Genomic DNA, 19157 nt, shown 5'->3' on the forward strand with positions numbered 1-19157 from the left:
AATGGATCATAATTTGGCTCTTCTGGTTTTGATGGCTCTGGTTGATCTGGAGTTTTCACCGGTGGTGTTGGCTCATTTTCATAGCTTGGTGCTACTGGAGCTGGTTCCAATGGTTTCTCCGTTTCATATGTTGGCTCTTCTGGTTTTGATGGCTCTGGTTGATCTGGAGTTTTTACCGGTGGAGTTGGCTCATTCTCGTAGTTTGGCGCTACTGGAGCTGGTTCCAATGGTTTCTCTGTCTCATATGTTGGCTCTTCTGGTTTTGATGGCTCCGGTTGATCTGGAGTTTTTACCGGTGGTGTTGGCTCATTTTCGTAGCTTGGTGCTACTGGAGCTGGCTCCAATGGTTTCTCTGTCTCATACATTGGTTGAGTTGGAGCTGTTGGTGCAACAGGTTTCGTCGGAACCCCAATTGCATTAATGTTTGAATTGAAAGCAAACCAAATATTTCCACTTTTAGAAGAAGCCATATTAAAGCTAATCTCCGATTGAGTTATTTCACCGACAATAGCACCGTACCAATTATTTGGACTAGAGGTTGTATCCCATTCCGATGTATCCCAACGAGCCCCTAGCGATTTTTCTGCATTTGATGAATCTGCATAAGCAGAGTTATTTTCATGAATCTTGATAGATGAACCAGAAATTGGAATATATCGACCGTTAAAGTTTCTAACACTTTCAATTGCATCTTTATCAATTGCCCCACTACCGTTACCTCTATTTAGAGATGAAAAATTAACTAATCCTCCTGTGAGATTCATAAGTTGACCTTCTTCATCATAAAACTTGACTTTTACATTAATGTTTGTAGAAGTAAAATAATCATTATACCATGCTGTCACAGTTGGATCACTCGAGGCAAACATAGTCATTTTGGTTCCATCGTTAAAACCTGTTTCTTTTAATGTGTAAGTGTAAACTACTTTTGAAATTTTCTTACCATTAAAACTTGAATTTTTTAGACCAGTATAGGTAACATCGACTGGTTTATCCTTTTCTAATACAAGCTTTGCATAAGTGTTATTCGAATTGATTGCATTGAAATATGAATATGCTGTAGATTTTGTCCTATCAGGATTTGTTGGCGAAATCCCCCATGATTTTACCAAAGCATCCAATTCCTGCTGCCCATATTGATGTACAGATGGATCAATTGTTCGTATTGCATTTGGTTCTGATTTAAAGTTCAACGATTGTGATCTTGGTTCTGAAAGATAACCATCTTGCTTCTTTTTACTCTCCGCTTCCGCAAGTGCTGCAGTATAAGCTGCGAAATCTTTCTTATACTTGGCAAGATCTGCTTCATATTTTGCAACCTTAGCTTCATAATCTGTTTTAGCCACGGCATTACGTTGCTTGATTTCTTCATTCTCAGCTTTAATCGCAGCATTTTTTGTCTTGTTGTCTTCAACTGCCTTTTCATAGGCTGCTTTTGCATCGGCATTTGCTTTTTGAACGCGAGCTAGTTCTGTCTGGTATTTGGACAGCTTAGCTTGGTAGTCTGTTTCGTTAGCTTCGTTTGCTTGTTTGACTGTTGCTAAATCTGCTTCGTATTTCTTCACCGCTGCGTCATAAGTCGATTTTGCAGCGGCGTTACGTTGCTTAATCGCTTCATTTTCAGCTTGAATGGCTGTATTTTTAGCTGTGTTTTCTTTTACTGCTTTATCATAAGCTTCTTTAGCTTGCGCATTAGCTTTTTGTACTCGAGCCAATTCTGTCTGGTAAGCTGCTAATTTAGCTTGATAATCAGCATCATTATCTGCCTTGGCTTTCTTAATAGCTGCAAGATCTGCTTCATACTGCTTCATTGCCGCTTCATAAGTCGCTTTTGCAGTTTCATTACGTTGTTTAATCGCTTCATTTTCAGCTTGAAGCGCTGCATTCTTTGCAGTGTTTTCTTTTACTGCTTTATCATATGCCTCTTTAGCTTCCGCATTAGCTTTTTGTACTCGAGCTAATTCTGTCTGGTATGCTGAAAGTTTATTTTGATAGTCTTGTTGACTATCCTCATTTGCTTTTTTGACAGTTGCTAAATCTTTTTGGTATTGCGCTAGCTTAGCCTCATATTCTGCTTTAGCTGTTGCATTAGCAGTGTTGATTTTTTCAACTTCTTCTTGAGGACTTTTTAGATCTTTTTGATACTTGTCATCCGCTGCTTTGTTTTCAGCATTGATTTTATCTGTTTCAGCCTGATGAGCTGCGACTTCTTTTTTATATGCTTCAGTTGTCTTCTTTATTTCTTCTGCTTGTTTAGCATAGTCACTTTTGATCTCATCTTGTTTTTGAGCATTTTCTGTAGCAGTTGTAGCTGTTCCTTTGTCTTTTATTTCATCTTGAGCTACCTTAACTCCTGCAGATTTTGCATCGGCAACTGCTTTATCTAGATCAGCTGATGATACTTCTACTGGCAAAGCTGAGTCTTTAGAACCAGCCTTAGCTTGGCTCTCTTTGGCAACTTGGCTCATTTCACCCTGAGCTTGTGGTAGATTTGTGGCTGGGTTTCCTGTAGTAGACACCTCAACTGTACTTGTACTAGTTGTCTCTGTGACTTCATCAGCAAATACTGCTTTGTCTGCAAAAGCAATCAAAGCAGTTCCTAAAACAGCACCACACAAAGTTTTGGCAACCTTGCTTTTACGAAATCCATAGACTTCTTTTTTATTTTTCATTATAAGCCATTTCCTTATCTAAATTTAGTCGTTACTTCTTATACTAGCATTTTACAAGGCAGGATGCAAACATTTACTCTCCCCCCTTCATTTATCGATAAATCTAACATATTTATAAATGAAATTAAAAAGAAGATGGTTAAACCATCTTCTTTTAGTTAAACTATTTATTTTTCAGTCAAGGCTGCAAGTCCTGGAAGAACTTTACCCTCGAGGAGTTCCATTGATGCTCCACCACCAGTAGAGATCCATGAGAACTTGTCTGCACGACCAAGGTTGATAGCTGCGGCAGCTGAGTCACCACCACCGATGATTGATTTCACACCTGGTTGTTTCACGATAGCGTCCATGACACCGATTGTACCAGCTTGGAAGTCTGGGTTTTCAAATACACCCATTGGTCCGTTCCATACAACTGTCTTCGCACCAGTCAATTCTTGATCGAATTTAGCGATAGATTTTGGACCGATATCCAAACCAAGGAATCCAGGATCAACTGCTTCACCTTCAGTGTCTTTCACTTCAGTGTAGTCAGCAAATGCGTTTGCTTCTTTTGAGTCAACTGGCAAGATCAATTTGCCGTTTGCTTTTTCAAGAAGAGCTTTCGCAACATCCAATTTGTCTTCTTCTACAAGTGAGTTACCAATTTCGATACCTTGAGCTTTGTAGAATGTGTAAGTCATCCCACCACCGATAAGAACTTTATCAGCTTTTTCAAGCAAGTTTTCGATAACACCGATCTTGTCTGAAACTTTTGAACCACCAAGGATGGCTACGAATGGGCGTTCTGGAGCTTCAACTGCTTCTTGGATGTAGGCAATTTCGTTTTCAAGAAGGAAACCAGCAACTGCTTTTTCAACGTTTGCTGAGATACCAACGTTAGATGCGTGTGCACGGTGAGCTGTACCGAATGCATCGTTTACGAAGATGCCATCTCCAAGAGATGCCCAGTATTTACCAAGTTCAGGATCATTTTTAGATTCTTTCTTGCCGTCAACATCTTCGAAACGAGTGTTTTCAACCAAGAGAACTTGTCCATCTTCAAGAGCGTTGATTGCTGCTTCCAATTCAGCACCACGTGTAACACCTGGGATAAATTTAACTTCTTGTCCCAATTTAGCAGCCAGGTCAGCAGCTACAGGAGCAAGTGATTTACCTTCTTTGTCTGCTTCTTCTTTTACACGTCCAAGGTGAGAGAAGAGGATTGCACGTCCACCTTGTTCAAGGATGTACTTGATAGTTGGAAGAGCTGCAGTGATACGGTTGTCATTAGTAATCACGCCATCTTTAACAGGTACGTTGAAGTCAACACGAACGAGAACTTTTTTCCCTTTCAAGTCAACGTCTTTAACAGTCAATTTTGCCATTAGATATGACTCCTTCTTTTTTTATACGTGTTAATTATATCACAAAATCAGCAAAAGAGATAGAAAAACCCTAAACTTTTCTTGTTCTTTCTTATAATTGAAACTAGCATTTTTTAAAATAAAATCTACAAAAACCTTGCCAAATAACTAATTAATGAAAGAAAAACTAGTTAAAACAAGGCCTGACCAATCTATAGTCAAACCTTGTTTTTTAGTTTTTATGAGAAAATCCAAGATTCGTAAATCCGATTAGTCTTCTCTCTTCTTTCCAGCAAGCAAGCCGTAGCCACTCATTACTCCGAGGAGTCCCAGCGCTACTAGACTAGCATCTCTTGTCGCTCCTGTATTTGGAAGCTCTTTACTTACTTCTTCAACTTTTGCTGGTGCTGCTGAAAGAGCTTGATCCCTCGTTTGTGAGACTTGCTCTTCTTTCGTTCCTACTTCAACAATTTCTGGAAGAGCTTCCTTGAGAACCTCAGTCGAATGAAGGGTGCGTTTGCCCTGAGCATCAACTTCTACAAAGCGACGAACTTGGCCTTCAACTCCTACTTGTACTAGCTGACGTTGGCCTTTGAGAAGGGCTGCATTTGGTCGTTCTTGACGTTTGAAGGAAACTGTCCCCTCTTCAATTTCCAGTTTCGGAGTTTCTAGCACTAAATCTTTCACACCTTCAGCTGGTTGGTTGCTCGATAGAACTTTTGTACCAACTTCGGTGATTTCTGAGATTGATTCCTTGACTACCTCAGTCGAACGAAGGGTGCGTTTACCCCGACCATCGACTTCTACAAAGCGACGAACTTGACCTTCAACTCCAACTTGCACAACACGGCGTTGTCCTTTGAGAAGTTCGGAGTTTGGTCGCTCCTGACGTTCAAAGGCTGTTGTTTCAGTTTCAACAACTAGTTCAGGGAGAGCTTCAACCGTTGGAGCCACTTCATTTGGTTCCATGCTACCAACATGGTGTCTTTCTTCTGTAGGAGCTAGTTTCTTGTTCAGCTTTTCTTTCATGTCCGCAAAAGCTTGTGGAGTTGGCATCTCTGAAGCTAATAAAGTTTCTGCTTGTTCAATCAACTCAGCTTGAGAATCTTTTTCACGGACGGATTCGAGCAAGCCTTCCAATTCTTCTCTAGCAGTCTGATAACGTTGATTTCCATCCAAGTCTGTCCCTGCTTGTTTCAACTCATTCAAAGCCCGGTTGACTTCTTCTTGGCTAGCATTATGGTTTTCTGCTACAGCTTTCGCTGTATTGAGCTTCTCTACTAGTGCTGCTTGTTTGTCCTCGCTTGAGAAGGTGTAGGCAAGGGTTGACTGACGGCCTTGGGCAGCAGTAATTTCTTGTTTGAGGTACTCATCGTTGACAGCTGCTTTTGGAGAAACCAAGACATCAAACTCAGCGGTGTGCCCCTTGTAATGCAAGGTCAAGGTCTGACGACCAGTCTTTTGAGCATCGTAGCCCGTAATTTCAACACCTTGATCTGTGAAGGCATGGCTTTCTTCTGTCTCATCATCATAGAGAACACCGAAGCGACCTTCTGCAAGATCCAGTTGCTCTCCTACTAGATAGTCTGTTTTCGGTTTCTGAGTAATGTACAAACCTGCTACTTCTTTCGGTTTTCCTTCATCTTGACCTGTCACTTGTACCTTTAAGTCACCAGTAACTGGAAGTCCAAGATAGCTAACTGTGAGCTTTTGTTCCCCTTTTTGATGAGCGTCGTAGCCAGATACTGTCACACCTGAGTGAGTAAGGTTAATCAGCTCATCAGCTTGTCCCCCTTCGTACTGAACACGGAGGGTTCCGCCTCTGAGGTCAAGTTTTTCTCCCTCTTTGTAAACTGTCTTCTTAGGCCCTTTTTCAAGGCTAACTGCAGCAATTTTTCTTTCATCCTGCGGAATCGCTACTGCCAATGTGTTACTGATTTCTTTACCAGGTAGTTGGGTACGATAATAGAGTAGATTTGGTTGCTTGTCAAAGGCCAATGGTGCTGTTGCTAGGTCGCCACCATTTTCAGACTTCAAAGTTGCAATTGGCGTTTGTGAATCTGCCTTGTCGTAAACGGTGATGGTTGCACCCGCTGGAACATCAGAGAAGCCGAGTTGAACTTGATGGTTTCCAAGTGAACGAGCGGTTACCTTAGCCATTGGAATATTTTGGCTTTCTGTATCCAAGGTTTCGTACATCTTCCAGTTATAGATACGAATGGCTTTCCAAGGTGTTCCGTTATCTGAAGTGATAACTTTTAGGCGCCAGTCTTGGGCAGTAATTGGTTTGTCAAGAGTGATATCTGTCACGTGTGCTTTGTTGCCACGGACTTCCTTAGCTAGTTTCCACTCACCATCTGTATCCTTGTAGTAAAGATCAAAGTCTTTGGTGTTCATCAAACCATCGTTGACAGACTCACCACCAGCTCCCGCATGATCCATGACCCATCTAACAACGGTACGTGGCTTGGTCAAGCGAATATCCACACTACCGCTCAACTGAGCTGAAGACCACTTATCTGACAAGCTAGTAATGGTACCGTTCAACATACCTTCGATACCTTCGCCGCCTTCAGTATTCGGGAAAGTGCTACCAATAACCGTTGCCCCTGGAACAATATTTTCAGCCAAAGGTCTTGGAAGAGTCGTATCCTGAACTGTCATCCCCCAGTTAAAGGATGCCGTCGCAGCTTCGGAACGAAGGCCATTTTTACCAACTGCAACGACTTTCAGTTCCTGAGTCGTACCAGTCGCATTAGCAGAACGGCTAACTTTTGGCAAGTAGATGGTTGAAGCAGATGATCCTGTCAACAAACGCCAGTTATCTCCATCTTTTTCGTAGACTTCATAGAAGTCTGCATCTTGGTTACCCGCAAATTGGATCACTGCTTCAGCTTCTTGGGCATTTTTAAGAGATTGTTTCACCACAGATAGCCCCGTCGGCGCTTGTGGTGCTTGGTGATTGTCCGAAATTGTTAATTGTCCTAGGTTGAACTGATAATCTTTTACAGCCCCTTCATGTTCGAAGAAGAGTTTGACTGCATAGATGGTTTTACCTGCTAGTGAGCTAAGGTCAAATTCTTCATTCTTCCAGTTATCAGAAAGTGTTAGCTCTTTCCATGCGGCTGCATCCTCAAATTTGTAGTCTGGTGTTGTAGAGAAAGCCATATAAACTTTAGAGCCTTTTCCTCCCTTGTGGGCAACACGAAGTTTGGTTTTCTCAGTTACTTCTAGTTTGGTAGAATACAAATTCACATCCTGGTCCGTCTTACCAGCTACATCGCCTGAGAATTTAAGGGAGTTTCCTCCATTGTAGGCATCTGTAAAGTCATATTCTGCACGAAGTTTTTCCCCTGTCGAAGTCTGCCACCAGCGCCATGTTGGCAAGACACCTGAAACCGAACGGTAGTTCCACTCAGAATCCTTAGAAACTTTACCGTCTACAAACCATTTTCTACCATGACCTGTATTAAAAGAGGTCGTGAAGGTTCGGCCTACTGCTGGTGTACGGTCAGCAACTAAATTGGCAATTCCATACCACTCTTTATCCGCTGGTTTTTGAGCTGTTGGATCTCCTTGATAACCTGTAAAGAAGATGTCTTCATTCTTGTGGTAGTCTTCGCCTGTTTTTCCTAGACTGGTAATCGTATCTGGTGCAAAAAGTCCTAACGACAAACGCAACTTGCCTTTTTCATCTAAGAGGGCATCCCATTTGACTTTGGTCTTATAAGAACCACCTTGTTGCAATTCCAAGCCTGCAAAGACATCATATTGACTACGCTCTAGCCATTTGGCCATCTCTACGGAGTGGTCATTCTTTTCCTTGTTCCAGTTGAAATTGGCAAAGAATTGATCCGCAGGGACCTTGTCTCCTTCTTTTTGCATGAACTGGTAGTTGTAATCACCTAGACCATCTTCGTGGTAACGGCCGTATTTGTAGGTCATGGCATCGTACCAAGCATACTTGATTGGGTGGTTGACTTTGGCTGCGTATTCTTTTGTATAGAGCATGAATTGGCGCATTTTTTCACCAAGAGGTGCTACCAATTCCCCCGTTGTTTCCTGGTTGATGAAATAGCCATCAAAGCCATAGTACTTAGCAAGATCGACAAGTTTCCGTGCGATAGGGAAGGTGCCATCTTCGTCTTGTTTCAAGGCAGCTGCAAATTTTTCTTGGTCGGCAATGCTATTAGACCAGTTGAAAAAGAGGGTTCCATAAACGGGAACTCCGTTGCGGTGACCGGCATCAATGACATCTGGAGTTGGAACTAGACCTTCCCAGAAGACCATTGAATCCAAGTATTGCCAGTAATCAAAAGCGTAGGCCTTGAATTCCTCACCACCGACAGAAGCGTGGTCTTTAGCTTTTGAGTTGGTATTTGCTAGAGCTTGAACCTTGGCTCTTCTGCTTGCTTTTTCATTAACCAACTGGCCTCTATGGCGCTTGGCGAGTTCAACTGATGAACGGTTAATGGGATCATCCTCACGCGCACCCGGTTCCCATTTCAACAAATCCTCCCAAGTATCAAATTTGATTTCTTTTGGTCGGAGACTCTTTTCTTCATTTTTAGGAACGTCTGCTAGAGTCGGTTTGTCGGCTTTCTTCTCAGTCACTTGAGGAGCTTCCGCTGGTTTGACTTCTTCTTTTTCAGTTGGTTGAGCAGGTTTTTCAGTTTTATCTGTCAGAGCTGGCTTCGCTTCTTCTTTTTCATTAACCAGATCCGTTATTGCTGGAGTGTTTTCTGAAATTGGTTGCTCAGCTACTTTGTTTTCAGTTTCCTCTAATTGTTTTTCGAGAGCTGCAGTATCTGGATTAGTTGTCTCACTAGCGCTTGTAGCTTGGGCGCTCGTATTTGCAGCTGTTTCAGGGACTGCGACTTGTTCGGCAAGAGCTGGGCTCGCAAATAGAGCTGAACCAATCATCAAGGAACAAGCCCCGATTGACAGCTTACGAATACTGTAACGGCAACGTTTTTCAAAAAATAGATCTTTCATCTTATCCTCCTAATAAAATATAAAGTAAGCGCTTCACTTTTTTGATAAAAAGTAACTGTTCTCTGTGCACACCACCAGAACAGGATCATCTTCATTTTATCCTATATGAAAGCGATGTCAATCTATTTAACATAAAAACTATAACTAGGATAATAATCAGTAAAATTTGGACACAATCCTATAAATCATCTATCTTAAAGGGAATCTATCTCTTATTTTAAAAGAAAGTTCTTGTTTCTTATGAAAATTTCAGCTAAACACTTGTGAGATTTACTTTTATCCTTTAAAATAGAATAGGAGAAATTCCGTTATTATTTTTCGGAGGAAAAAGAAATGTCCATTAATTGGCAGGAAATTTTATTTCACTTTTTAGGAGGTCTAGGACTGTTTTTATACAGTATTAAGACCATGGGAGACGGTTTGCAACAAGCTGCTGGAGATCGCCTTCGTTTTTACATTGACAAGTACACTAGCAATCCCTTTTTAGGTGTTCTAGTCGGAATCGTCGTGACTGCCCTCATTCAGTCAAGTACAGGGGTTACAGTTATCACGGTTGGGCTGGTCAGCGCTAGTCTTCTCACTCTTAGACAGGCTATCGGAATTATCATGGGAGCCAACATCGGAACCACCGTTACTTCCTTTATCATCGGTTTCAAACTGGGTGAGTATGCTTTACCCTTGATTTTCCTTGGAACCATGTTCCTCTTCTTTACAAAAAACAGAACAGCAAATAATATCGGGCGCATCCTGTTTGGTGTCGGGGGGATCTTCTACGCTCTCAACCTCATCAGTGCCGGTATGAGTCCGCTTAAAGATTTACCACAATTCAAGGAATATATGGTAACCTTAGGGCAAAATCCTGTGTTGGGAGTTTTTGCTGGCGCGGTGATTACTGTCCTCATTCAGGCATCTTCTGCAACTATCGGGATTTTGCAAGGCCTCTATGCAGGTGGTTTCCTTGACCTTAAAGGTTCGCTACCAGTTCTCTTCGGGGATAATATCGGGACGACCTTAACAGTCATCATCGCTGCAGCTGGAGCCAATATCTCTGCGAAACGTGTTGCGGCAACTCACGTTACCTTTAACGTTTTAGGAACTATTCTTTGCTTAATCCTATTAGGCCCCTTCACTGCTATGATTGAGTATTTCCAAGCTTTACTTCATCTCTCACCTGAGATGACCATCGCCTTCTCTCACGGTGCCTTTAACGTAAGCAATACCATTGTACAATTTCCATTCATCGGAGCCTTGGCCTACTTTGTAACCAAGATTATCCCTGGCGAAGACGAAGTTGTCAAGTACGAACCCCTTTATCTTGATGAGCAACTTATCCAGCAATCTCCTTCTATTGCCCTAGGAAATGCCAAAAAAGAACTCTTGCACTTGGGGAACTATGCAGCCAAAGCTTTTGACCTTTCTTATACCTATATCATCGGTTTGGATGAAAAGGTAGCTGAAAAAGGGCACAAGACAGAGGAAGCCATCAATACCATCGATGAAAAACTCACTCGTTACCTCATCAGACTTTCAAGCGAATCCTTGAGTCAAAAGGAAAGCGAAGTCTTGACCAACATCCTGGATTCATCTCGTGATTTGGAACGGATTGGGGACCACGCAGAAGGCTTGCTCAACCTAACAGACTACCTTCAACGTAAGAATGTTCAATTTTCTGATGCTGCTTTAGAGGAATTAGCTGAGATTTATCAAGCAACAACTACATTCATCAAGGATGCCCTTGATAGTGTGGAAAACAATGATATTGAAAAAGCTCAGAGTCTGATTGAACGCCATAAAGAAATCAACAATATGGAACGCGTTCTCAGAAAGACCCACATCAAACGCCTTAACAAGGGTGAGTGTTCTACACAAGCTGGAGTCAACTTTATCGACATCATTTCCCACTACACTCGTGTGTCTGACCATGCTATGAATCTAGCTGAAAAGGTCATCGCTGAACAAATCTAATACTCTTCGAAAATCTCTTCAAACTACATCAACGTCGCCTTGCCGTATATATGTGACTGACTTCGTCAGTCTTATATACAACCTCAAAACAATGTTTTGAGCAACCTGCGGCTAGTTTCCTAGTTTGCTCTTTGATTTTCATTGAGTATAAGTACCAAGAAGCTATCCTGAATCGGATGGCTTTTTCATCTCCTCATCAAAATGTTTCTTCTGACATATAAAAAATGCTTTGATTCACAGTGGAATCAAAGCATTTTAAAGAGTTCTCCAAACATGACAGCAGAAACTGCAGTGCCCCTGTACTTGGCTTCTTCTCTTTTGATAAAACGCGCCAAGTTGATCAACTCTGGTGCTGGGTGCTTGGGATTGATGAGCAATTCACGGGTGACCAGTCCTGAGAGTCGGACTGCTAGTAATTGCTCATTTGTAGTTGGTAGTTTTTTAGCAGTCTCTAGGAGAGCAGCAACTAAATCTTCACTCAAACCCTGACGAGCATGGTTATAGAGATCTTTTATAAGGCTTTCTAGGTTTGGTTCTGCCATCCTGACCGTCTCCCTTATGCTTAATAATTTTTAATCAAATCAACCGTTGAACGATCCAATTTTTTCACCAAGGCTTGCAAGAAAGCTTGGGCTTCTAAGAAGTCATCAATCGCGTAGAGAGTTTGGTGAGAATGGATATAACGGGCACAGACACCGATAGTTGTAGATGGGACCCCACCATTTTTCAAATGAGCTGCGCCAGCGTCTGTCCCACCTTTACCACAGTAGTATTGGTACTTGATGCCAGCTTCTTCAGCTGTTGTCAAAAGGAAATCCTTCATACCTGGGAGAAGCAAGTGACCTGGATCGTAGAAGCGAATCAAGGTTCCGTCCCCAATCTTACCTTGGCCACCATAAACATCACCAGCAGGTGAACAGTCAACGGCTAGGAAAACTTCTGGATCAAACTTAGTTGTAGAGGTATGAGCGCCACGGAGACCAACTTCTTCTTGGACATTGGCACCAAGATAGAGTTCATTTCCGAGTTTTTGACCTGACAAGGCTTCTGCTAACTCGCTTACCATGAGGACACCATAGCGGTTATCCCAAGCTTTTGAGATGATATTTTTTTCATTGGCTGTCAAGATAGCAGAACTATCTGGGACAATGGTGTCACCAGGACGGATGCCAAAACTTTCTGCCTCAGCCTTGTCCGCAAACCCACCATCAAAAACGATATCGGCAATGGCTGGCATGGTTGGTCCACCCTTTCCACGTGTCAAATGTGGAGGGACAGAACCTGAGATCACTGGAATTTCACGACCGTCACGAGTAAAGAGTTTAAAGCGTTGGCTACTGACCACCATAGGATTCCAGCCACCGATTTCAACCACACGGAAGGTTCCGTCTGGCTTAATCTCGCTGACCATAAAACCAACTTCGTCCATGTGAGAAGCGACCAAGACGCGTGGTGCATCGGCAGCTTCTGAATGCTTGATACCGAAAATACCACCTAAGCCATCTGTCACCACTTCATCCACATGTGGTGTAAACTTTTCACGAAGATAAGTCCGGACAGGCGCTTCATGACCTGAGATTGCAGCAAGCTCTGTTACTTCTTTGATTTTTGAAAATAATGTTGTCATATCAGTTCCTTCTTTCTGTCCTCCATTTTACCACTTTTTATAGGAGAAGGATAGTAGGAAATTGGATTAGTTTTTACTAGTTTATCCTATAAAATAGAGGGGCAGATGTAATTTCAGGAATTTTTCTTTCTTTTTACATTAAATTGTCAGAAAATTTATTGACAGATTAAAGAAATCGTGTTACATTTATATCCGCAGGTATCTTTCGATACCAAATCTACAAGAAAGGACGGGGCATGAAACTCTCTCATATTTTAACAGGCTTACTTCTACTCCTGGTCTTTCTCTCCATTAGTATTGGAACCAGTGATTTTTCTTGGGAAAAATTCTTTGCTTTTGACCAGCAGACTTGGCTTCTCTTTCAAGAGTCGCGTCTTCCAAGAACCATCAGTATTCTCCTGGCTGCCTCCAGTATGAGCATGGCAGGACTCCTCATGCAGACCATTACTCAAAATCAGTTTGCTGCTCCGAGTACAGTCGGAACGACTGAAGCCGCCAAACTGGGAATGGTGTTAAGCCTCTTTGTCTTTCCGTCTGCGAGTCTGACCCAAAAGATGCTCTTTGCTTTTGGCTCATCCATCTTATTTACCCTCTTCTTCCTGGCCTTTATGACTATTTTTTCTGTAAAGGAGAGGTGGATGTTGCCCTTGATCGGGATCATCTATAGTGGGATTATCGGTTCTGTCACAGAAGTTATCGCCTATCGTTTCAATCTGGTTCAGAGTATGACTGCTTGGACCCAGGGCTCCTTCTCCATGATTCAGACCCATCAGTATGAGTGGCTCTTCTTAGGCCTCATTATCCTGATAGCCGTTTGGAAATTATCCCAAACCTTCACCATCATGAATCTGGGCAAGGAAACCAGTGAAAGTTTGGGGATTTCTTACTCTCTACTTGAAAAACTGGCCCTTTTTCTAGTGGCACTAACGACAAGTGTCACCATGATTACCGTGGGTGCCTTGCCATTTCTCGGGGTCATCGTTCCCAATCTTGTCCGCAAGCGCTATGGAGATAATCTGAGCCAAACCAAACTCATGGTCGCTCTGGTCGGCGCCAATCTGGTTCTGGCCTGTGATATCCTCTCTCGAGTCTTGATTCGGCCCTATGAGCTGTCTGTCAGTCTCCTGCTAGGAATCATCGGTAGTCTCGTCTTTATCCTACTTCTATGGAGAGGGGGACAAAAGGATGCAGTTTAAAAGCAAACATACCAAGCTCTTCTGCCTTCTCATTATTCTGGCCATCGGAGCTTGTCTTCTCTACTTTTGGCCCATCACCCAGCTGTCTGCTTTTGCCTGGAAGCTGCGTTCCCAAAAAATCATCGTTTATCTCTTAGTAGCCATCGCGACAGGGATTTCGACCATTAGTTTTCAAACCCTGACGGAAAATCGCTTTCTGACGCCAAGTATTTTGGGAATCGAAGCCTTCTATGTCTTGCTACAAACCCTACTACTGATATTTGAAAGCAAATTTCTACAGCTTGGAAAGTCTCCTGTCTTAGAATTTCTAGTCTTGCTTCTGCTTCAATCCCTCTTTTTTCTCGCCTTACAAGGCTACTTGAAAACGCTGATGAAGCAAGATCTGGTCTTCATTCTGCTAATCTGCCTAGCCCTGGGAAGTCTCTTTCGAAATATCAGTACCTTCCTACAAGTTCTGATGGATCCAAATGAATACGATAAACTGCAGAACAGTCTCTTTGCCTCCTTTCAGCATCTCAACACTTCCATCCTAGCCATCGGTTCTCTGATCATCCTCGCCTTGACAATCTTTTTCTTTCGAAAAGCAGTCATTCTAGATGTCTTGCACCTGCAAAGAGAAACGGCTCAGATACTGGGACTAGATGTTGAAAAAGAACAGAGAGAACTCCTCTGGGGCATCGTGCTCTTGACCTCAACAGCCACTGCCTTGGTAGGGCCTATGGCCTTCTTCGGCTTTATGCTGGCCAATCTTACCTACCTAATCGTCAAAGATTATCGGCACAAGTTGCTCTTTATCGTAGCCATTCTGATTGGATTTATTAGTTTGACTTTGGGGCAAGCCCTCATCGAACGAGTCTTTGCACTGGAAATTCGCATCAGCATGATTATTGAGAGCGTTGGAGGTCTCTTATTCTTTATCTTACTTTACAGGAGGGCGCGTCGGTGAAACTGGAAAACATTGACAAATCCATTCAAAAACAGGATATTTTACAAGACATTTCCCTTGAAATCAGTCCTCAGAAACTGACAGCTTTCATTGGTCCAAATGGTGCTGGAAAATCAACTCTCCTCTCCATCATGAGCAGACTGACCAAGAAGGATCAGGGAATTCTCAGCATCAAAGGCCGTGAAATCGAGAGTTGGAATTCGCAAGAACTGGCCAAAGAGCTCACCATCCTAAAGCAGAAGATCAATTACCAAGCCAAATTGACTGTAGAAGAACTGGTCAGCTTTGGACGTTTTCCCTACAGTCGAGGTAGACTGAGAGCAGAGGACTGGGAAAAAATCCGAGAAACCCTTGACTATCTGGAACTGACAAACTTAAAAAACCGCTACATCGATAGTCTGTCTGGCGGACAACTCCAACGTGTTTTTATCGCCATGGTTTTGGCTCAGGATACAGATTTTATCTTGCTAGACGAACCGCTCAACAATCTTGATATCAAGCAAAGCGTCAGCATGATGCAGATCTTTCGGCGACTGGTGGAGGAACTAGGGAAGACCATTATCATCGTCCTCCACGATATCAATATGGCTAGCCAATATGCGGATGAAATTGTTGCCTTTAAAGACGGTCAAGTCTTTTGCAAGGGAACGACTGCTCAAATCATGCAGGCTGACCTGCTCAGTCAACTCTATGAGATTCCCATCACGCTGGCTGATATCAATGGCAAAAAGATCTGTATCTATAGCTAGCTATTCTGAACTCATGTTAGAGAACCCTCTGTCTCTTAGCTAACAAGCCTATCTAAGAGACTCCCTACATCGTTATCACATTTTAAAAAGGAGAAATCATGAAAACATCCCTTAAACTTTATCTCACTGCCCTAGCTGCCAGCTTCTTGCTCTTACTTGGTGCATGTAGTACAAATACAAACTCAAGCACTAGCCAGACAGAGACAAGTAGCTCTGCTCCAACAGAGGTAACCATTAAAAGTTCACTAGACGAGGTCAAACTTTCAAAGGTTCCTGAAAAGATTGTGACCTTCGACCTCGGTGCTGCGGATACTATTCGCGCTTTAGGATTTGAAAAGAATATCGTCGGAATGCCTACAAAAACTGTTCCGACTTACCTAAAAGATCTTGCAGGAAATGTCAACAATGTTGGTTCTATGGTGGAGCCAGACCTAGAAGCCATTGCTGCTCTTGAACCGGATTTGATTATCGCTTCTCCACGTACCCAAAAATTCGTAGACAAGTTCAAAGAAATCGCTCCAACCGTGCTCTTCCAAGCAAGCAAGGACGACTACTGGACTTCTACCAAGGCCAACATCGAATCCCTAGCAAGCGCCTTTGGCGAAACTGGTACACAGAAAGCCAAAGAAGAATTGGCAAATCTGGATAAGAGCATTCAAGAAGTCGCTACTAAAAACGAAAGTTCTGACAAAAAAGCCCTTGCTATCCTCCTCAATGAAGGAAAAATGGCTGCCTTTGGTGCCCAATCTCGTTTCTCTTTCTTGTATCAAACCTTGAAATTCAAACCAACTGATACTCAATTTGAAGACTCTCGCCACGGACAAGAAGTCAGCTTTGAAAGTGTGAAAGAAATCAATCCTGACATCCTCTTTGTCATCAACCGTACCCTTGCCATCGGTGGGGACAACTCAAGCAACGACGGCGTCCTAGAAAATGCCCTCATCGCTGAAACTCCTGCCGCTAAAAATGGTAAAATTGTCCAACTAACACCAGACCTATGGTATCTAAGCGGTGGCGGTCTTGAATCAACTAAACTCATGATTGAAGACGCTCAAAAAGCTTTGAAATAAGCAAGAAAACCCAACATCAGGTGATGTTGGGTTTATTTTTCTTCTTGATTTCATTTGAGGAAAAAGTGGTCTGGGACGGGGTCTTCTCCTATTAGGAACCAAAAGAAAATTCCTTATAAAAACAGTATAGTTATCTCTAATTGTAGTTTTGAAAATTAGCGTCTCCCTCTTTTTGATCGTCTATAAGTCTGCTGATATTTCTTTTTCCTAAAAAAGATAAATATTAAAGCAAAGGCAAAGATGATTAGCATTATAGTGAGAGAAATACGTATAAACGAAGAGTCTGCTACTGAATCTTTTGATTCACTCAGTCCCTCTTTAAATACCCTATGTCCTCTAACCAATAAACGATGAGTATTAACACCATAAGGAGTACATGTAACCAGAGTACAATAATCTTTTTGAGAATCTATTTGTAGAGCAGATAAATCTTCAGGAAGCACCGTTAAACTCTGATCCACTTCATAAATTAGAGTTTTATCTAAAATATGAATCATAAACGTATCTCCATTTTCCAGCTCATTTAAATTTGTAAATAGTTTTGCTGAAGGGAGACCACGGTGTCCCGAAATAACGGAATGTGTTCCCACCCCTCCGATGGGAAGGGATGTCCCCGCAATGTGTCCAATTGCTATCTCCAACACAGCTTCATCAGTACCATGGTAAATTGGGAGCTTGGTGTTTAATTTTGGTATTTCCACATAAGCCATGATTCCAGTACCAGTAATATCCAATGTTGTGTTGTACCTTTCCTCCTCATCCTTGGTAAGATTGAGATGAGGATTGACACCGATAGGTAACTGCTTATTGTACAGTTCCGCTTCAGACAGTTGTTTATCTTTTTCTTGTTGATTTATTATTTCTACATCACGCTTATAGGATGCAATGGCTTCTGACTGGTGATAAGAATTCCAAATATCACTAAATGTTGGATATAATATTAACGATAAACCACTTAATAAAAGGACAATCAACAAAATAGTAACAAATTGCCTCTTAATAAAAGAAATCATACCGGACACCTCACCCCCTTTTAATCAAATGAAGGAGATAGATATTATAAACTATCTCCTTTTTATAATCTTAATTATTTGTTTTCTTTCTTACAGCTAGTAAAATTCCTGCTCCAATCACTAAGAGCGAACCCATAACATACAGCATTGTTGTTCCAACACTACCTGTTGAAGGAAGAATGGAACCTTTCTTATTGACAACTGTAGTGGTTAATGAGCCATCGACAATATTAGAAGTAAACACCAGTTTATTAGTAGACGTTGACGTCGCCTCTAATGTATTTAAAATTGGGTTATCAGACGCTTTATCCACATTGGCAGAAATTGTAAACTCTACGTCTGCAATTGTATTGTAACCAGCAGGTGTAACCGTCTCAGAAAGTTTATAATCGCCAACATTAAGACCTTTAAATGTAAAAGTCGTAGTTTCGCCGGCTGTTATCTCTTCTACTTTATTGTAGACTCCAGTAGAATCTTTTTTATAAAGTGTGAAACCTGCTCCTTTAAGAGGAGTTCTTGAATCTTGATCCACTTTATTTACAATGACTTGATAAGTAAAGACAACAACTTTATCCTTTGGTGTCACTCCCTTACTTCCACCACCTGTACTATTTGGATTGTTTGAATAGGTTAAGCTAGCTGTATTTGAATTTCCTGTTGATCCAATTACTGCACTTTCATTAAGTTTCGCTGTATAACGCACAACAATCTTTGAATCTTTTGTAATATTTACTGTTTGACCGCGATCATCTTCTGACACAGTTTTCAAGTCATTCACTACATAACTTGAGCCATCCGCAGCAATTGTAAATTTGTTTGTTATTTCCTGCTCAGTAGAACCATTCACAACATAGACTTTCGCATCATTATTATAAGTTAAACCAGAAGACAATGAATCATTAAATGAAAGATAGTATTCTTTATAGGATTCATAATTGCTTGGCAATGTAGCTGTCAATTGATAAGGTATTGACTCTCCAATTGCATAACTAGCTGCATCACGATAATCATCTCCTGATTGAACTTTCTTTTCAATTTTGGGAACATCTGATTTCAATTCTGCTTGTGTATTCTTAACCACCTCTAGAATAAAGCGAGTATACGCATCATTAGTACCATTTTGCGTTCCTTCTTTATCTTTGATCAAGTAGTATCCTGCAGATAAACCTGAAATGATTGTTGTTGTCTCTGTACTTACTACTGTTGCAGAAGGGGTCTGCAGATATAATGCAACCTCTTTAGCAAATTGCTGTGCTTCTGTCGCATCTGTAGCCTTCCCATCTAAACTCTCAGCTTTAGCCACGGCATCACCAAGGGCTGTTTGTCCAGCTGCACTGACACCCTTCCCCCATTTTATATTTGAAAGAGTACTATTCGATAAGTCCCCACTAAAGATTTGGTAAACTTCATAAGTATGACCTGTTGTTGTTCCATTTAAGGTCACCGTATAGGTATCACTAGCAAATACCTTATTGCTAACAATCATCATTAATACAGCTATAAAGCCCATTAATGACCATTTTATTTTTTTCATGTTTATTCTCCTTGAAATAAATTATTTTATTTTTTATAAAGAAC

Annotated in this window: 12 protein-coding genes; 5 read left to right on the plus strand and 7 right to left on the minus strand. The window is 41.7% G+C overall.

The features are described from left to right. The 3 genes from PG086_RS08600 to PG086_RS08610 all read right to left on the minus strand — a co-directional run. A partial coding sequence (locus tag PG086_RS08600; protein ID WP_270748635.1) for a GbpC/Spa domain-containing protein occupies positions 1-2672 on the minus strand: 2672 nt, incomplete at its 3' end. A gap of 167 nt (positions 2673-2839) precedes the next feature. After that, on the minus strand, positions 2840-4039 hold the full coding sequence (locus PG086_RS08605; RefSeq protein ID WP_001096767.1) for a phosphoglycerate kinase: 1200 nt from the start codon (positions 4037-4039) through the stop codon (positions 2840-2842). A 249-nt stretch (positions 4040-4288) separates the two neighbouring features. After that, complete coding sequence (locus PG086_RS08610) at positions 4289-9013, minus strand: endo-beta-N-acetylglucosaminidase (RefSeq protein ID WP_270748639.1); 4725 nt, start codon at positions 9011-9013, stop codon at positions 4289-4291. Positions 9014-9346: 333 nt separating this feature from the next. Between PG086_RS08610 and PG086_RS08615 the strand changes: the two genes are divergently transcribed. Then, positions 9347-10978: a Na/Pi cotransporter family protein gene (locus tag PG086_RS08615; protein ID WP_270748641.1), complete on the plus strand. Its 1632-nt coding sequence runs from the start codon at positions 9347-9349 to the stop codon at positions 10976-10978. A gap of 245 nt (positions 10979-11223) precedes the next feature. Here PG086_RS08615 and PG086_RS08620 read toward each other — a convergent pair whose 3' ends face one another. Both PG086_RS08620 and pepA read right to left on the minus strand, forming a co-directional pair. Continuing rightward, positions 11224-11520, minus strand: coding sequence for a bacteriocin immunity protein (locus PG086_RS08620; protein ID WP_084877454.1), 297 nt, complete (start codon positions 11518-11520; stop codon positions 11224-11226). 20 nt (positions 11521-11540) lie between these two features. After that, the gene (gene pepA / locus PG086_RS08625; protein WP_007522301.1) at positions 11541-12605 is read right to left on the minus strand and encodes a glutamyl aminopeptidase; all 1065 of its coding nucleotides are present in this window, start codon (positions 12603-12605) and stop codon (positions 11541-11543) included. A 236-nt stretch (positions 12606-12841) separates the two neighbouring features. Between pepA and PG086_RS08630 the strand changes: the two genes are divergently transcribed. The 4 genes from PG086_RS08630 (at position 12842) to PG086_RS08645 (ending at position 16566) form a co-directional block, all read left to right on the plus strand. Beyond that, the gene (locus tag PG086_RS08630) at positions 12842-13801 is read left to right on the plus strand and encodes an ABC transporter permease (protein ID WP_084853035.1); all 960 of its coding nucleotides are present in this window, start codon (positions 12842-12844) and stop codon (positions 13799-13801) included. Beyond that, positions 13791-14747: an iron chelate uptake ABC transporter family permease subunit gene (locus PG086_RS08635; RefSeq protein WP_167266482.1), complete on the plus strand. Its 957-nt coding sequence runs from the start codon at positions 13791-13793 to the stop codon at positions 14745-14747. Before PG086_RS08630 ends, PG086_RS08635 begins: the two co-directional genes overlap by 11 nt. Beyond that, positions 14744-15496: an ABC transporter ATP-binding protein gene (locus PG086_RS08640; RefSeq protein WP_270748646.1), complete on the plus strand. Its 753-nt coding sequence runs from the start codon at positions 14744-14746 to the stop codon at positions 15494-15496. The genes PG086_RS08635 and PG086_RS08640 overlap by 4 nt, the downstream gene beginning before the upstream one ends. Before the next feature lie 98 nt (positions 15497-15594). Beyond that, a complete protein-coding gene (locus PG086_RS08645) occupies positions 15595-16566 on the plus strand; it encodes a siderophore ABC transporter substrate-binding protein (RefSeq protein WP_084853038.1) in 972 nt (323 codons plus the stop codon). A gap of 155 nt (positions 16567-16721) precedes the next feature. Here the strand turns inward: PG086_RS08645 and PG086_RS08650 are convergent, their stop codons facing one another. Continuing rightward, positions 16722-17579 (minus strand): class C sortase, encoded by an 858-nt coding sequence (locus PG086_RS08650; RefSeq protein WP_167266479.1) that lies wholly within the window; start codon positions 17577-17579, stop codon positions 16722-16724. A 70-nt stretch (positions 17580-17649) separates the two neighbouring features. Beyond that, positions 17650-19113, minus strand: a complete 1464-nt coding sequence (locus PG086_RS08655) for an isopeptide-forming domain-containing fimbrial protein (RefSeq protein ID WP_084853040.1) — start codon at positions 19111-19113, stop codon at positions 17650-17652. Positions 19114-19157 lie beyond the last annotated feature (44 nt).

This window comes from Streptococcus halitosis, assembly GCF_027691175.1.
GTDB classification, from domain to species: domain Bacteria; phylum Bacillota; class Bacilli; order Lactobacillales; family Streptococcaceae; genus Streptococcus; species Streptococcus halitosis_A.

Bases quoted from the DNA above. Each gene is read 5' to 3' on its own strand.
- pepA (WP_007522301.1), bottom strand. From the start codon at position 12,605: ATGACAACATTATTTTCAAAAATCAAAGAAGTAACAGAGCTTGCTGCA.
- PG086_RS08630 (WP_084853035.1), top strand. From the start codon at position 12,842: ATGAAACTCTCTCATATTTTAACAGGCTTACTTCTACTCCTGGTCTTT.
- PG086_RS08655 (WP_084853040.1), bottom strand. From the start codon at position 19,113: ATGAAAAAAATAAAATGGTCATTAATGGGCTTTATAGCTGTATTAATG.
- PG086_RS08620 (WP_084877454.1), bottom strand. From the start codon at position 11,520: ATGGCAGAACCAAACCTAGAAAGCCTTATAAAAGATCTCTATAACCAT.
- PG086_RS08650 (WP_167266479.1), bottom strand. From the start codon at position 17,579: ATGATTTCTTTTATTAAGAGGCAATTTGTTACTATTTTGTTGATTGTC.
- PG086_RS08605 (WP_001096767.1), bottom strand. From the start codon at position 4,039: ATGGCAAAATTGACTGTTAAAGACGTTGACTTGAAAGGGAAAAAAGTT.
- PG086_RS08645 (WP_084853038.1), top strand. From the start codon at position 15,595: ATGAAAACATCCCTTAAACTTTATCTCACTGCCCTAGCTGCCAGCTTC.
- PG086_RS08610 (WP_270748639.1), bottom strand. From the start codon at position 9,013: ATGAAAGATCTATTTTTTGAAAAACGTTGCCGTTACAGTATTCGTAAG.
- PG086_RS08615 (WP_270748641.1), top strand. From the start codon at position 9,347: ATGTCCATTAATTGGCAGGAAATTTTATTTCACTTTTTAGGAGGTCTA.
- PG086_RS08635 (WP_167266482.1), top strand. From the start codon at position 13,791: ATGCAGTTTAAAAGCAAACATACCAAGCTCTTCTGCCTTCTCATTATT.